Source organism: Bacillus sp. J41TS8, from assembly GCF_018333035.1.
In the GTDB taxonomy this organism is placed as follows: domain Bacteria; phylum Bacillota; class Bacilli; order Bacillales; family Bacillaceae; genus Bacillus; species Bacillus paralicheniformis.
Window position 1 is genome coordinate 136,893 of sequence record NZ_BORF01000003.1, and the last position, 12,502, is coordinate 149,394.

The 12,502-nt window shown below is 47.0% G+C and carries 13 protein-coding genes; 12 read left to right on the forward strand and 1 reads right to left on the reverse strand.

The window, feature by feature from the left end; all coding sequences use genetic code 11:
* The first annotated feature begins 63 nt into the window (after positions 1–63).
* The 8 genes from ctpB to KI350_RS05975 all read left to right on the forward strand — a co-directional run bounded on the left by ctpB (position 64) and on the right by KI350_RS05975 (position 10,051).
* A complete protein-coding gene (ctpB, locus tag KI350_RS05940; protein WP_065644270.1) occupies positions 64–1,482 on the forward strand; it encodes a carboxy-terminal processing protease CtpB in 1,419 nt (472 codons plus the stop codon).
* Between the two features lie 351 nt (positions 1,483–1,833).
* The gene (gene swrA / locus KI350_RS05945) at positions 1,834–2,187 is read left to right on the forward strand and encodes a swarming motility protein SwrAA (RefSeq protein ID WP_003185659.1); all 354 of its coding nucleotides are present in this window, start codon (positions 1,834–1,836) and stop codon (positions 2,185–2,187) included.
* A gap of 273 nt (positions 2,188–2,460) precedes the next feature.
* Positions 2,461–3,696, forward strand: coding sequence for a PDZ domain-containing protein (locus tag KI350_RS05950; RefSeq protein WP_081303605.1), 1,236 nt, complete (start codon positions 2,461–2,463; stop codon positions 3,694–3,696).
* Between the two features lie 125 nt (positions 3,697–3,821).
* Complete coding sequence (locus KI350_RS05955) at positions 3,822–4,115, forward strand: DUF5316 domain-containing protein (protein ID WP_059230994.1); 294 nt, start codon at positions 3,822–3,824, stop codon at positions 4,113–4,115.
* Positions 4,116–4,233: 118 nt separating this feature from the next.
* Positions 4,234–4,467, forward strand: a complete 234-nt coding sequence (locus KI350_RS05960) for a CsbA family protein (RefSeq protein WP_020453089.1) — start codon at positions 4,234–4,236, stop codon at positions 4,465–4,467.
* Between the two features lie 183 nt (positions 4,468–4,650).
* A complete protein-coding gene (uvrB, locus tag KI350_RS05965; RefSeq protein WP_059230992.1) occupies positions 4,651–6,636 on the forward strand; it encodes an excinuclease ABC subunit UvrB in 1,986 nt (661 codons plus the stop codon).
* Between the two features lie 7 nt (positions 6,637–6,643).
* Positions 6,644–9,517, forward strand: coding sequence for an excinuclease ABC subunit UvrA (gene uvrA / locus KI350_RS05970; protein WP_065644271.1), 2,874 nt, complete (start codon positions 6,644–6,646; stop codon positions 9,515–9,517).
* A 141-nt stretch (positions 9,518–9,658) separates the two neighbouring features.
* The gene (locus KI350_RS05975) at positions 9,659–10,051 is read left to right on the forward strand and encodes a VOC family protein (RefSeq protein WP_205687121.1); all 393 of its coding nucleotides are present in this window, start codon (positions 9,659–9,661) and stop codon (positions 10,049–10,051) included.
* On the opposite strand, the gene KI350_RS05980 is transcribed toward KI350_RS05975, so the two are convergent.
* Positions 10,048–10,278 carry a hypothetical protein gene (locus tag KI350_RS05980; protein WP_026580162.1) on the reverse strand — a complete coding sequence of 77 codons (231 nt, stop codon included), beginning with the start codon at positions 10,276–10,278 and terminating at the stop codon, positions 10,048–10,050. The genes KI350_RS05975 and KI350_RS05980 overlap by 4 nt on opposite strands.
* Positions 10,279–10,492: 214 nt before the next feature.
* On the opposite strand from KI350_RS05980, the gene KI350_RS05985 reads away from it, so the two are divergent.
* From KI350_RS05985 to KI350_RS06000, 4 genes are read left to right on the forward strand one after another with little or no spacing between them, the layout of a single operon-like run.
* Positions 10,493–10,819 carry a DUF4870 domain-containing protein gene (locus tag KI350_RS05985; RefSeq protein ID WP_065644273.1) on the forward strand — a complete coding sequence of 109 codons (327 nt, stop codon included), beginning with the start codon at positions 10,493–10,495 and terminating at the stop codon, positions 10,817–10,819.
* 25 nt (positions 10,820–10,844) lie between these two features.
* Complete coding sequence (locus KI350_RS05990) at positions 10,845–11,939, forward strand: DUF4097 family beta strand repeat-containing protein (RefSeq protein WP_065644274.1); 1,095 nt, start codon at positions 10,845–10,847, stop codon at positions 11,937–11,939.
* 4 nt (positions 11,940–11,943) lie between these two features.
* Positions 11,944–12,144: a PspC domain-containing protein gene (locus tag KI350_RS05995; protein WP_065644275.1), complete on the forward strand. Its 201-nt coding sequence runs from the start codon at positions 11,944–11,946 to the stop codon at positions 12,142–12,144.
* Positions 12,141–12,500 (forward strand): phage holin family protein, encoded by a 360-nt coding sequence (locus KI350_RS06000; protein WP_065644276.1) that lies wholly within the window; start codon positions 12,141–12,143, stop codon positions 12,498–12,500. Before KI350_RS05995 ends, KI350_RS06000 begins: the two co-directional genes overlap by 4 nt.
* The last annotated feature ends 2 nt before the right edge of the window (positions 12,501–12,502 follow it).

Sequence of the window (12,502 nt, forward strand, 5' to 3'; positions counted from 1 at the left end):
GCGGTTTTGGCGCATACTACTTCAAGCAAGAAAACATAGTGCAGGCAGAAGAGGAGGTATAGGATGAATCAGAAGATTGCACGGCTCATCATTGCGCTCAGCCTGTTATGCGGCTTGGTAACAGGCGCCGGCCCGATTCCGTTTCATGATGTCGTTCCAAAAGCATCAGCAGCTGCCGCCAGAAACGAATTGGAGAAAATTGAGAAAGCATATGACCTGATTTCAAATGAATATGTGGAGCAGGTCGACAGGGAAAAGCTGTTGGAAGGAGCCATACAGGGCATGCTTTCAACATTGAATGACCCATACTCGGTTTATATGGATAAACAGACTGCAAAGCGGTTTTCAGATTCCCTTGATTCCTCTTTTGAAGGAATCGGCGCAGAAATCGGAATGGAAGACAGGAAAATCATTATCGTTTCTCCTTTTAAACAGTCTCCGGCAGAGAAAGCCGGATTAAAGCCGAACGATGAAATCATCAGCATCGACGGCGATTCCATGGCCGGAATGGATTTGAATGACGCCGTATTAAAAATCAGGGGCAAAAAGGGGTCGACGGTTACGCTGAAAGTGCACCGGCCCGGCATGAAAGACCAGCTGACATTTACGATTAAGCGCGATGAAATTCCGCTGGAGACGGTATTTGCTTCCATTAAAAAAGTACAGGACAAACCTGTCGGCTATATCGCAATATCTTCCTTTTCCGAACATACGGCAAAAGATTTTACTGCTGAACTGAAAAAGCTTGAGAAAAAGGGAATAAAAGGGCTCGTTTTGGATGTAAGAGGCAATCCGGGCGGGTACTTGCAAAGCGTGGAAGACATTTTAAAACATTTTGTGACAAAAGATCATCCGTATATACAAATCGCCGAAAGAAACGGAAATAAAAAACAATACTTCTCAAAATTAAAAGAGAAAAAACCATATCCTGTGAGCGTGATTACGGACAAGGGCAGCGCTTCAGCGTCGGAAATTCTTGCTGGTGCATTAAAAGAAGCCGAGGGCTACGACGTGGTGGGCGATCCTTCCTTTGGAAAGGGAACCGTCCAGCAGGCGGTCCCGATGGGAGACGGAAGCAATATTAAGCTGACGCTGTACAAATGGCTGACACCTAAAGGAAATTGGATCCATAAGCAGGGAATTCAGCCGACCGTTCCAGTCGCCCAGCCTGCATATTTCTCACTGGGGCCTGTACAGTTGAAGGAGCCTCTTAAGCCGGATATGAACAACAATGAAATTAAGCGGGCGCAGCACCTCTTGAAAGGCCTCGGGTTTGTCCCTGGCCGGGAAGACGGCTATTACAATGAAGGCACAAAAAAAGCTGTCATGGCGTTTCAGGCAGAAAACAAGCTGAAACAAACGGGCATCATTGACCAAAAAACGGCAAATACAATGAACTTGCGGATTGAAGAGAAAAAGATGAAAGAAAAGAACGATCTTCAGCTGCAAACCGCATTAAAAGTGCTGTTTAACAAAAAGTGAGGATACAGGATGTCCTCACTTTTTTTATTCCCAGAAAGTAAATTCTCAACCTTTTTACCTAAAATTTTTGTTTTTTCATAAAAAAACATTCATAATGAATAGAATTGACCCGATAACATAAGTGTATGGGAGACTTTATAAGGATGTAAAGATGCAGTAAAAATGTAACTTTTGCAAGTTGTATAACTAAGGAAAACTTTTTAAAATAGAACCAAAGCTTTTTCAAGAATTATAATGTGTGCATTTTTTTTGCGGAGAATGTTAGCGCTGTTTGCGTTCTTCGTCTCTGTTGGTGGAGTCGTCTGACGCTTGCGCTTTTCTTATATATAAATAATAAATGGGGGTACACGATTGAAAAGGGCAAGTATTGTGAGAGAGAAAAAATACTATGAATTAGTGGAGCAGTTAAAAGTTCGATCACAAGACGTTACGTTTTCCGCTACAAAGGCAGTAGGATTGCTTATGCTGTTCAGCAGATACCTCGTAAACTACACTTCGGTCGAAAGTGTGGAGGATATCAATGAGGATTGCGCGGAACTTTATTTCAACTACTTGATGGACAACCACAAGCGGCTCGGCATCAATCTGACCGATATCAAGCGGTCAATGCAGCTGATAGGAGATATTCTTGATGTCGAAGTCAATCATTACCTGAAAGACTTTTCTTTGTCGAATGTGACGCTTTGGATGAGCCAGGAGAAATAAACCTCACGTTTACCATACCCAAGCATTTTATTATTTGTTAAAATAATAATAAAATGCACCAGCTTGCCTAAAGGTGCCAGCATTTGTCGTCACGAATGCGCTTGAAAAGCACCGGCGTTAAAGCATCATGACGAAAGTTTCTGCGGCTGACGGCTCAGGCATCCCGCCTGAACGGCCGCCCGTCATTTCCTCGTGCCGACGCTTTAGACAAGCTGGGTTTCCCTAAAATATCCAACGTTAAAAAGCTGCCGTATTTAAGGCGGCCTGAAATGCTTGGCTGAGGCGGTGAACGTTCCCTTGTCAGTTGAAGAAAGCTTAATTGAACTTTTAAAAGGAGCAGGATTGTTTTTTCTGCACCCGCTCTTCTATTTTATGATGATCATGAGTCTTGCTTACGGCTATGCCCGGATCAAACGTGAAAGAAAGACGTTTCATACGCGTATTGAAGATATTTATGACGAGTTTAAGTTTACATATTCCAAAGGACTCTTGGCAGGACTCGTGCTGTCCATTGTTTCGTTCGGCTTAGGGCTGTCTCTCCCGATGGGTATGCTGGTTTTAATAGCGGCGGTCAGCGTTGCCGCAGCTTTAACTTTCAGACAGAGTCTGCTGTCAGCGGCATATACGCTTGGCGTGAGCATCGTCGCCGGTTTATGTATTGAATACACCGGTTTCGGAGCGCTTGACGCATTTCTTCCGCAGCTGTCCCTCGCGAATTGGCCGGCTGCTGCCGTCCTGCTCGGACTTCTGTTGGTAGCGGAAGGAGTGCTCGTCTACAAAACGGCACATATCAAAACTTCCCCTGCGATCGTCATGAGCAAAAGGGGGCTCCCGATCGGCCAGCAGATTGCGGGCAGAACCTGGCTTTTGCCGTTGTTCATTCTCATTCCGGGACATGCGATCGAATCATCGGTTCCGTGGTGGCCCGTTCTGTCATTTAACGGCGGCTTTGAGCTCCTGTGGATTCCTTATTTCATCGGCTTCGGCCAAAGAGTTCAAGGATCGCTTCCGATTGAAAGCATTAAAATTACAGCGAAGCGCATCAGCGTGCTTGGTATTATCATTCTGCTGGTCGCGGCCGGAAGCGTATGGTGGACGCCGCTTGCCGCCCTTGCCGCCGGAGCGGCGATCGCAGGAAGGGCCTTTTTATCATGGAAACAGCGGATGAACGATAATTCCGCGCCTTTCCATTTTTCAAAGAGAGACCAGGGGCTCGTGGTGCTCGGCATTATTCCGAACACGCCGGCAGCCGATCTCGGTCTCAAGATTGGCGAAATCATCACGAAGGTCAACGGGATTTCAGTGAAAAATGCGGCGGATTTCTACGAAGCGCTTCAGAAAAACGGTGCTTTCTTCAAACTTGAAGTCGTCGGTTTAAACAATGAAATTCGTTTTGAACAAAGAGCTTCATATGAAGGAGAGCATCATGAGCTTGGCATCATCTTTGTAAAAGAAGAGGATGCGGCGATGAAGCATGCCGAGGCAGCCGCCTCACAAGAAACAGAATAATTGATGTTAATAAAGCGCCGCTTATTCGGGCGCTTTTGCTTTTCCTTTTAGGGAAACTTTTTGGTTGTCTTTTACAAAACGTTCCGCTAGGATGATGGATAGAACTGATTGAAGGAGAATGATTGATGAAAAAGGCTTTTCTCGGCGGTGTTTTTGTTTGTTTGATAGCTGTATTGATTTCGGCTGCGGCCGGGGATTGGACATTGATTTTCAAAGTTTCGGGAGCCGCCGGACTAGGCGCGATTCTGCTGTCTGCTTTATGTTCCGGCGTATTTGTCAGCGGTGACCGGTTCAGGGGAAATCACGATTCGGAAACGAAAGAGCACAGGGAGTGGAACGGCAAACTGGCAAACACGCTCGCCATTTTCGCCATGCCGAACCTCCTGGCCGCCGGAATCTCGTTCTTTTTCGCCTTTTAACGTCTGATTCCGAATAACGTGGCATGATGATGGACAAAATGAATGAGTGTCCATGTTTGTCCGTTTCTTTGTTCTTTAATATAATCGAATAAGATCAAGAAACGTGAGGAGGGTTTTTGTGTTTACAAAAGCCGTTTTTGCACTGATATTTCCTTTCTTGCTTGTCTTGTTTTTTACAAGGGTGACCTATAACCATTACGTCGGGATTGCGCTGACCGCAGCGCTGTTGTTCGCTTCATATTTAAAAGGTTATACGGAAACCTTTTTTATTGTAGGACTTGATATTGTATCGCTCGTAGCCGGTTCGCTCTATGCGGCGAAAAAGGCGGGCGAAAAGAAGGAAGACTCATAGAAACCGTAAGAATGATTGCCGTGAAGCCCTGCTTTTGATGACAAAAAGGAGGGGTTTTTTGATAGATCAGGAAGGGCCGGCTTTTGTGGAAAAACACAGAAACCGAACTTTAGTTCGTATTTTTACTTCGGGTGTGTTAAAATAATAAGCAGGAAGATTTCGTAAAGAAACGGAGGCTTTTTTGTGAAAGACCGCTTTGAATTAGTCTCGAATTATCAGCCCCAGGGGGATCAGCCGAAAGCGATTGATCAGCTTGTCAAAGGAATCAATGAAGGCAGAAAGCATCAGACGCTTTTGGGGGCGACCGGTACAGGAAAGACGTTTACGATGTCAAACGTGATTAAAGAAGTCAACAAACCGACTCTCGTCATCGCCCACAACAAAACGCTCGCCGGACAGCTGTACAGCGAGTTTAAGGAATTTTTCCCAAACAACGCAGTCGAATATTTTGTCAGCTATTATGACTATTACCAGCCTGAAGCTTACGTGCCTCAGACTGATACATTTATCGAAAAAGATGCCAGCATTAACGATGAGATTGATAAATTAAGGCACTCCGCCACATCTGCTCTTTTTGAACGCAAAGATGTCATCATTGTGGCGAGTGTCTCTTGTATTTACGGTTTGGGTTCTCCTGAGGAATACAGGGAACTGGTGCTCTCGCTCAGAGCGGAAATGGAAATCGAGCGGAATGAGCTGCTCAGAAAGCTCGTTGACATCCAATATGCACGGAATGATATCGACTTTCAGCGCGGAACATTCAGGGTGCGCGGCGATGTCGTCGAGATTTTCCCGGCTTCAAGGGATGAGCACTGCATCCGGGTTGAATTTTTCGGGGACGAAATTGAACGGATCAGGGAAGTGGATGCCCTGACAGGCGAAATTTTAGGGGAGAGGGAACACGTCGCGATCTTCCCGGCTTCCCACTTCGTCACACGGGAAGAAAAGATGAAGAAAGCGATCATAAACATTGAAGAGGAGCTGGAAGAGCGCCTTAAAGCGCTTCGTGAAGAAGGCAGGCTCCTTGAAGCCCAGCGTCTGGAACAGCGGACGAGATACGATTTGGAAATGATGCGCGAAATGGGCTTTTGTTCGGGCATCGAAAACTATTCAAGACATTTGACGCTTCGTCCGGCAGGTTCGACTCCATATACGCTGCTCGATTACTTTCCGGACGATTTTCTGATGGTCATAGACGAGTCGCATGTCACCATGCCGCAGATCAGAGGAATGTACAACGGAGACCAGGCGAGAAAACAGGTTCTCGTCGATCACGGATTCAGGCTCCCTTCCGCTTTGGATAACCGTCCGCTCAGGTTTGAAGAGTTTGAAAAGCACATTCACAACATCGTGTATGTGTCGGCTACGCCGGGCCCTTATGAACTTGAGCATACGCCTGAAATGGTAGAGCAGATCATCCGGCCGACAGGGCTCCTCGATCCGATCATTGAGGTAAGGCCGATTGAAGGGCAGATCGATGATCTGATCGGCGAAATCCAGCAGAGAATCGAGCGGAATGAACGCGTCCTCGTCACTACGCTGACGAAAAAAATGTCCGAGGATTTGACGGATTATCTGAAGGAAATCGGAATCAAGGTCACGTATCTGCATTCCGAGATTAAAACGCTGGAGCGGATCGAGATCATCCGCGATCTTCGCCTCGGCAAGCATGACGTTCTCATCGGCATCAACCTGCTGAGGGAAGGACTCGATATTCCCGAGGTTTCACTTGTCGCCATCCTTGACGCAGACAAAGAAGGCTTTTTGCGGTCTGAGCGTTCGCTCATCCAAACGATCGGCCGCGCCGCCAGAAATGCCGAAGGCCGCGTGATCATGTATGCCGACAAAATCACCAATTCGATGGAAATCGCAATCAATGAAACGAAGCGCCGCCGCGAACAGCAGGAGGCTTATAATGAGAAACACGGCATTACGCCGAAAACGATCAACAAAAAGATCAGGGACGTCATCCGGGCAACTCATGCTGCTGAAGAGCAGGAAGAATATCAAGTAAAAGAGGAGCCGAAGCTTTCGAAGATGACGAAGAAAGAGCGGGAAAAAGTGATCGCTCAAATGGAAAACGACATGAAGGAAGCCGCAAAAGCGCTTGACTTTGAACGTGCCGCTGAGCTTCGCGACTTGCTCCTAGAGTTAAAATCGGAAGGATGAATAGAGAATGGCAACGAAACGAATTGAGGTGAAAGGTGCAAGGGCCCACAACCTGAAAAATATCGATGTCTCTATTCCGAGGGACCAGCTTGTCGTGCTGACAGGTCTTTCGGGATCAGGGAAATCATCCCTTGCGTTCGATACGATATATGCAGAGGGGCAACGGCGCTATGTCGAGTCTCTCTCCGCATATGCCCGCCAGTTTTTAGGACAGATGGACAAACCTGACGTCGATGCGATCGAAGGTCTGTCACCGGCGATCAGCATCGATCAGAAAACGACGAGCCGGAACCCCCGGTCGACAGTCGGAACGGTGACGGAAATCTATGATTATCTCCGGCTGCTGTTTGCCAGAATCGGAAAGCCGGTCTGCCCGGTTCACGGCATTGAAATTACCTCGCAAACGATCGAACAGATGACGGACAGAATTTTGGAATATCCTGAGCGCACGAAGCTCCAGGTGCTCGCGCCAATCGTCTCGGGAAGAAAAGGTTCGCATGTGAAAGTGCTCGATCAAATCAGAAAGCAAGGCTATGTGAGAGTCCGGATCGACGGCGAAATGAACGACCTCTCAGAAGACATCGAGCTTGAAAAGAATAAAAAGCATTCGATCGAAGTCGTCGTCGACCGCATCGTCATAAAAGAAGGCGTAACAGCCCGTCTCACAGACTCGCTCGAAACGGCGCTCCGCCTCGGCGAAGGCCGCGTGATCATCGATGTGATCGGACAGGAAGAGCTGCTTTTCAGCGAACATCATGCCTGCCCGCACTGCGGTTTTTCAATCGGTGAACTGGAGCCGAGAATGTTCTCTTTCAACAGCCCGTTCGGCGCGTGTCCGAGCTGTGACGGTCTCGGGTCCAAGCTGGAAGTCGATGTAGAACTCGTCATTCCAAACGATGAGCTGTCGCTAAAGGAGAATGCGATTGCGCCTTGGGAACCGCAAAGCTCTCAGTATTATCCGAAGCTGCTTGAAGCGGTATGCAGCCATTATGGAATCGATATGGATGTTCCGGTCAGGGAGCTGCCGAAGCACCAGCTTGAAAAGATCCTTTACGGCAGCGGAGACGAGCAGATTTATTTCAGATATGAAAACGACTTCGGACAGGTCCGGGAAAACTACATTGAGTTCGAAGGCGTCATCCGCAATATCGAAAGGCGCTATAAAGAAACGAGCTCTGATTATGTTCGTGAACTGATGGAAAAATACATGGCCAATCAGCCGTGCCCTTCATGCAAAGGCTACCGTCTGAAAAAGGAATCCCTCGCCGTGCTGATAAACGGCCTTCACATCGGCAAGATAACCGAAATGTCGGTTTCTAACGCACTTCAATTTTTCCGTGAACTTGAACTTTCGGAAAAAGACATGAAGATCGCCAACCTCATTTTGCGGGAGATTGAAGAGCGCCTTGGATTTTTAAACAATGTCGGGCTTGACTATTTGACGCTCAGCCGCGCAGCCGGCACTCTGTCGGGAGGAGAAGCGCAGCGGATCAGGCTTGCAACGCAAATCGGCTCAAGGCTGACCGGTGTCCTCTACATCCTTGATGAGCCGTCAATCGGTCTTCATCAGCGCGATAACGACCGCTTGATTGATACGCTCAAAAACATGAGGGATATCGGAAACACCTTGATCGTCGTCGAGCATGACGAGGATACGATGCTTGCCGCCGATTATTTAATTGATATCGGACCCGGCGCGGGCGTACACGGGGGAGAAGTGATCTCCGCCGGAACACCGGAAGAAGTGATGAACGATGATCAATCGCTGACAGGGCAGTACCTCTCAGGGAAAAAATTCATTCCTCTTCCTGCCGAGAGAAGAAAGCCTGACAACCGTTTTATCGAGGTAAAAGGCGCAAAGGAAAACAACTTGAAAAATGTTTCCGTGAAGTTTCCGCTCGGCGTCTTCACAGCTGTCACCGGTGTATCGGGATCAGGGAAAAGCACGCTCGTCAATGAAATTCTCCACAAAACGCTGGCTCAGAAGCTGCATCGGGCGAAGGCAAAACCGGGAGAGTACAAAGAAATAAAAGGAATCGAGCACCTCGATAAAGTGATCGACATCGACCAGTCTCCGATCGGCCGGACGCCGAGGTCAAACCCGGCCACATATACCGGCGTGTTCGATGACATCCGTGACGTGTTTGCCCAGACGAATGAAGCGAAAGTCAGAGGATACAAAAAAGGGCGCTTCAGCTTTAACGTCAAAGGCGGGCGCTGTGAAGCCTGCAAAGGCGACGGAATTATCAAAATCGAAATGCACTTCCTGCCAGATGTATACGTTCCTTGCGAGGTTTGCCACGGAAAGAGGTACAACCGTGAAACGCTTCAGGTCACATACAAAGGTAAAAACATTTCTGATGTGCTTGAGATGACGGTCGAAAATGCCGTTCAATTTTTTGAGAACATCCCGAAAATCAAGCGCAAGCTGCAGACCCTCTATGATGTCGGTCTTGGCTATATTACGCTCGGACAGCCGGCTACAACGCTTTCCGGGGGAGAAGCGCAGCGGGTCAAATTGGCATCTGAACTTCATCGCCGTTCAACGGGAAGATCACTCTATATCTTGGACGAGCCGACGACAGGACTGCATGTCGATGATATCGCAAGGCTTTTAGCCGTTCTGCAGCGCCTGGTCGATAACGGAGATACCGTGCTTGTAATCGAACACAATCTCGATATTATAAAAGCAGCTGATTATTTGATCGATTTGGGTCCTGAAGGCGGAGACGGCGGGGGGACGATCGTGGCCTCCGGACCGCCCGAAGAAGTCATGAAAGTCGAAGGGTCATATACCGGCCGCTATTTAAAACCGATCATTGAACGCGACAAAAACAGAATGAAGAAGCGGCTTCAAGAAAAAGAAGCTGTCAAACCGTAAAAAACATGCTGCCGATGTCACGTCGGCAGCTTTTTCAATGGCCGAATGCTCAGCGGCAAGCTTTGTTCAAAAGATTTTCATTGCTCTTTTATTCAATAGCTGTTATAACGTAAAAAACAAACCATAAAGGGGGATGGGGTGATGAAGATCGATCGGATGGATCATCTGGTCCTGACGGTAAAAGACATTGATGCGACATGCGAATTTTACAGCCGTGTGTTGGGGATGGATGCGGTCACTTTTCGAGAAGGAAGAAAAGCGCTGACATTCGGCAGGCAAAAAATAAACCTCCACGAGGCCGGAAAAGAGTTTGAGCCGAAGGCACAGCACCCGGTGCCCGGCTCCCAGGACCTGTGTTTCATCACAAATACAGACATTGATGATGTGATCCGTCATCTGGAGGGGCTGTCCATTCAGATTGAAGAAGGCCCCGCAGAGCGGACGGGCGCTGAAGGACCGATCGTTTCGGTTTATATCAGAGATCCCGACGGAAATCTGCTTGAAATATCAAACGAACTTCATGAGAACGTTTAACGTTCAGTCCGGCTGATGTGTTTGGCCGCTTCAATCATACTGTTTAAAATGTGAGTGCTGCTGCTGTTCAGCAGAACCTTTAAATAGCGGATTTCGCTTGAAAGCGGAGGAGCGGAGTTGATCGCTTCCAATCGGTTCACGATCTCCTGATTCATCCTTTTTTGTTCTTGAATCAGACTAAGAAGCTGGGAGGCGGATGAGGCGTGTACTTCCGATTTCTGTTTCATAACGCTCGCTCCTTTTCTTTAGCTTTGCCACATATTTTAAAGGGTTATAAAAAAAGAATCTATTCATAAAATCTAAAAAAATCAATTCGCGAAGTTTGACGCACGCCGATCGAATGAAAATGAAACCAAAAGGCCATGATACACGTAAACTGAGTATAAGGTCACTGTACATTAGACTCACAAGAACGCTTTACATCGATAAGGAGTGTTTTGTATGACGAGAAACAACGCGCTGATTTCTGCAATTTGTTATTTTAGCGTTTTTTTTGCCCCGCTTATTTTGCCAATCGCTGCGTATTTTATAACAGATGATCAAGAAACGAAAAAGCATGCAATGCGTTCGCTTATTTCGCATATTATTCCGTTTATAAGCGTAGTCATATTGGCAGCAGGTGCGATCAGCGGTTCGCTTATCTTTAATGACGGCGGTTATTTGGCGGTCATTTTCATGATCGGAGGTTTCGTTTTTTTCGGGATCATCAGTTTGATTATTGTGGTCTGGAACGTTGTTCAAGGGATTAAAATGCTGACTCAGGCCTAAAAGAAGGAGAACGGGGGAGCTTTTCATGAAACAGGAGAAAGAGCGAATTTTAAAATTGGTCGAGGAAGGAAAGCTGTCTGCGAAAGAGGCGCTGATCCTGATCGAAAAACTTGAAGAAGACTACAGGGAAACAGAGAGCAAGGTGACAGCTCTGTCTGAGGATGTCATTGATGCGGAGGACTTCTACAGCGAAAAGAAAAAAGAACCGAAGCCTTCGATCGGTTCGAAACTGTTCGAATGGATTGATACCGCTGTAAAAAAAGTGAAAGAAGCAGACCTGGATTTGAATTTCGGGCAATCGTTCGAGGTCCAGCATATATTCCAGTTCAAAGACTCCGATTTTTCGACTCTGGATATTCAGCTTGCCAACGGCAGCGTCAACCTTGTACCATGGAGCGATTCCGACATCAGAGTCGAATGCCAGGCAAAAGTGTACCGCACCGAAAATCAGGATGAAGCAAGGCAGGCTTTTCTCCAGCATATCGACTGCGGTGTGGAAGGCGATAAGTTCACGATCCGTACGGAGAAAAAAACAATGAAGACCAACCTTACCGTCTATATACCGGACAAAGAGTACGGCAAAATCCGCTTTAAGCTGTTTAACGGCCCGGTCAGAGGGGAACATTTAAACGTAAAAGAGCTGTCCGCCAAAACGACGAACGGCGTGCTGTCGTTCTCTGCTCTCACGGCAGGAAAAGCTTCATTGGAAACTGCAAATGGACAAATCAAACTTGCCGACCATACTTGCGGAGAGATTGAAGCGGAAACCATCAATGGATTGATCGATCTAAAAGGTTCATGCGATGCCCTTGACCTGCAGAGCTTTAACGGCAATATTGCTGCAACAGTCAAAAATCCGCACTGCCGGACGGCATATGTGAAAACAACGACTGGAAGCGTAGAGCTGAATGTTCCCCGGGACTGCGCTGTAACAGCGGAGCTGAAAAGCAATCTCGGTTCTCTGTCTCATGATCTGTCAGATGCGGAAATTTTAAAAGAAAAAAACGAGACAATCCAGAAAGAAATGTATCTAAAAGCAAATCAAAATCATGATCATAGCATGACTGTTTTTTTGGAATCGAAGACAGGATCGATCCATTTAAACCATACACAGGAGTGATACAATGAAAAGGCTATTTCGATCCGAAACAGACAGAAAGATTGCCGGGGTCGTCGGGGGTCTTGCTGAATATTTAAATATGGATGCGTCGTTGCTGAGAATCATTACGGTTCTATTATTTATATTTTCGATCGGATTTCCCGTCCTGCTGATTTATATAGTCTGGGTATTCCTAGTGCCGAATGAAGGGGAAGTCGACAGATGATGAAATGGATCATAAACGTTCTTGTCAATGCCTTATTATTAATCGTCATTGCCGGTTACTTTGATGCGGTTCACGTCAGAAGCATCGGGGCAGCCATTACGGCAAGCGTGATTTTATCGATCTTAAATATGTTTGTGAAGCCGGTGCTCGTGATTTTGACGCTGCCTGTCACGGTGATTACGTTAGGTTTATTTTTGTTTATCATCAATGCGATTACTCTTTATATGACCGCGTCCATTATGGGGGACAGTTTTGACCTTGACGGCTTTGGGACAGCCATTTTTGCGTCGATCGTCCTGTCGGTTTTCCACTTGCTCATTCAAAAAGCAATTATCGAACCGATGTCCAAAAAATAAAC